The sequence below is a fragment of the Adlercreutzia muris genome, from assembly GCF_041223505.1.
GTDB classification, from domain to species: domain Bacteria; phylum Actinomycetota; class Coriobacteriia; order Coriobacteriales; family Eggerthellaceae; genus Adlercreutzia; species Adlercreutzia muris.
This window is the reverse complement of the sequence record NZ_JBCLQK010000015.1, coordinates 39,235-40,035: the sequence shown is the minus strand read 5'-3', so window position 1 is coordinate 40,035 and position 801 is coordinate 39,235. Positions and strand designations below refer to the sequence as shown.

Below are 801 nucleotides of genomic sequence, written 5' to 3'. Positions count from 1 at the left end.
TACTCGCGGTACCGCCTTTTGCTGATCGCCGGTACCAAGCCAGGTGATCGATGGTACCGCGAGAGGTTACTACTCAGCAACGCGGTCGATCAGCTTGTTGAGCTTGATGCCGTACTCCTTGTCGCTTGCCCAACGGCCGGCCAGGTCAGCCACATAAGGCGCGACACCGCGCTTGACCAAATGGAAGCGGGGATCGACGCAGGGGTTCTTCAAGGCCTCTGTCGAGCCATAGGCCTTGAGGTGCTGCACCTGGGCACGCAACCCCGTACGCACATCGGCGAATGTTGCCGGCTTGGGATCCTTGTCGGTCGCCCCAATGCCACCGAAATTGCACTGCTCCGGCTTCACGCTGCTGCCCTTGAACTGAAGCCACCCCGTCTCCAACATAACCTGGGCATACAGCACGGCCGGCCGAACCCCCTCTGCAGTAGCCTCCTCGTAGAGGATCTTGCAGAAACTCTCAATCGTAGGAGCGCCCTTGGCGGCATAGACCTGAGAGGGGTAGTTCTTGCCCTGCGACTTGAAGTCGCGAACCATCGCGTCCACGGTCGTCCTCGGCAAGCCCATAATCATGTTCCGGATTTTGCCGTCAGCCCCAAAGTCGTACAACGTGCCATCGATAGTCGCCTGCCCGGTAACCATAGCGCCCCCGTTGGCCGGATCGAAATACGACTTAGAACCGTCCGCGTTCCAGGTCAGCCACCCTTGGTGCTGCACGCCTCGCCCGTCGAAGTAGTAGGCCTTCCCGTCGATCCTCTGCTCCCAGCGGGCGCTCCGGAAGGTCGAGGGGTTGAAGTAGTA

Annotated in this window: 1 protein-coding gene; it reads right to left on the bottom strand. The window is 60.4% G+C overall.

Annotation, left to right across the window (positions count from 1 at the left end; genetic code table 11):
- Nucleotides 1-69: 69 nt before the first annotated feature.
- A partial coding sequence (locus AAK988_RS10795) for a glucosaminidase domain-containing protein (protein WP_369880744.1) occupies nucleotides 70-801 on the bottom strand: 732 nt, incomplete at its 5' end.